Raw genomic sequence first — 1,658 nt, 5'->3', positions numbered from 1 at the left:
TGGCTCCTCGAGTAGGACTCGAACCTACAACAGCGCGGTTAACAGCCGCGTGCTCTACCATTGAGCTATCGAGGAATGGTAGTTGCGTTTGCAACAAAGAGAATTATACACAGGGGTTTCGCGATGACAAGCGAGATTCTAAAATTTTTTCCTGCTGCCCGCGTGCGCCGCTACGGCTGATGGCTGCGGGCATCGGGGGATGTGACGCCCCGTAGTGCGGCCGCGACCGGACCTTGCTCCAGATGGGCCCATTCGGAAACACCTGCACGCGAACGCGGTGGATTCGTTGTGCGTCCATGTAGAGACACTGTTTTCACGGCGCGCCACCAGGGCTGCGTAGTAACATAGATAAGAATACTCCCAAGAACTGGCGCGGCATGGAGCCCGTCGCGGAAGGAGATACATGTCTGAGATTATCAAGGGCGCCCTCAGCGTTTCCAACGATGTGATCGCTGATATCGCGGGCTACGCCGCCATGTCCTGCTACGGTGTCGTCGGCATGGCTGAGCAGCTACAGGGTGCCGAGAGCGTTCGCCTCTCGCCCGGTCAGCGTCTGCGCAAGGGCGTTTTGGTTTCCACCTCCGAGGAGGGCCTCGCGGTCGACCTTCATGTGGTTATCGAGGCCGGCGTCAACATGAAGTCCGTCTGCCAGAACCTGGCTAGTTCCGTAACGTTCACGTTGCAGGAGATCGCGCAGATCGATCCCGCCCGTTTGAAGATCGCCATCCATATCGATGGCATGAAGTCCCGCGCTTAAGCGGCTATATTCGAGATGGAGTCGCACGCCTCATGATTGCAAAGACCGTTCGCACTTGCTTTCCCATCGCCGCCGGCGCGGTTGCCGAGAAGGCCGAAGAGATCAATAAGCTCAACGTATTCCCCGTACCCGATGGTGACACGGGAACCAATATGTCCCTTACCCTGCAGTCGGTCGTGAAGGAGCTCTCAGCCCTTCCCGTCGACGCCGATATGGAGGCTATCGCCGGCGCCATCACCCATGGCTCGCTTATGGGCGCGCGCGGCAACTCCGGTGTCATCACCTCGCAGATCCTGCGCGGCGTTGCCGAGGGCCTCGTGGGCGCGACCGAGCCGGCCACGTCGTCTGACGTCGCCGTGGCCCTTCGCCGTGCCGTGAAGGTCGCGTTCCAGGCCGTTCGCAAGCCCGTGGAGGGCACGATCCTCACCGTGTTGCGCGACATCTCCACCAAGGCCGATGAATGCGAGCGCAAGCGTCTCACCGTCGAGGAGGCGCTTGATGCCATCGTCGTCGAGGCATACCAGTCCGTCGCCCGCACCCCCGATCTGCTGCCCGTTCTGAAGGAGAACGGCGTCGTCGATTCCGGCGCATTCGGGTTCGCCATCTTCCTCGAGAACTTCGTCGCCGCCGCTTTGGGCCGCGCGAGCGCCGTGGAGAACTTCTCCGCCACCTTCGACGCCGATTCCGCCAAGGCCGGCGCGCTCGGACGCGTCGAGATCGAGGCGAACGACGACTGGGAGGGCTCCGAGTACCGCTACTGCAACGAGTTCCTCTTCAAGGCCGAGAAGCGCTTCGACGAGGACAAGGCGCTGCAGTTCCTGGCTTCCATGGGCGACTGCGAGCTGCTCGTGGGTGCGTACCCCGACTATAAGATCCACGTTCATTCCAATACCCCCAACCT

At 61.3% G+C, this 1,658-nt stretch carries 2 protein-coding genes and 1 tRNA gene; 2 read left to right on the top strand and 1 reads right to left on the bottom strand.

Annotated elements, in window-relative coordinates; all coding sequences use genetic code 11:
- A tRNA-Asn gene (locus I2E26_RS00375) sits at positions 1-75 on the bottom strand.
- Positions 76-403: 328 nt separating this feature from the next.
- On the opposite strand from I2E26_RS00375, the gene I2E26_RS00370 reads away from it, so the two are divergent.
- Both I2E26_RS00370 and I2E26_RS00365 read left to right on the top strand, forming a co-directional pair.
- Complete coding sequence (locus I2E26_RS00370) at positions 404-757, top strand: Asp23/Gls24 family envelope stress response protein (protein WP_147588374.1); 354 nt, start codon at positions 404-406, stop codon at positions 755-757.
- Positions 758-789: 32 nt separating this feature from the next.
- Positions 790-1,658, top strand: an 869-nt coding sequence (locus tag I2E26_RS00365; RefSeq protein ID WP_195419173.1) for a DAK2 domain-containing protein, incomplete at its 3' end; no start/stop codon positions are given.

It is taken from the genome of Collinsella sp. D33t1_170424_A12, from assembly GCF_015554865.1.
GTDB lineage: Bacteria > Actinomycetota > Coriobacteriia > Coriobacteriales > Coriobacteriaceae > Collinsella.
Note: the sequence above shows the minus strand (reverse complement) of the source record. Positions and strands in the feature narration are given on the sequence as shown.

Bases quoted from the DNA above. Each gene is read 5' to 3' on its own strand.
- I2E26_RS00370 (WP_147588374.1), top strand. From the start codon at position 404: ATGTCTGAGATTATCAAGGGCGCCCTCAGCGTTTCCAACGATGTGATC.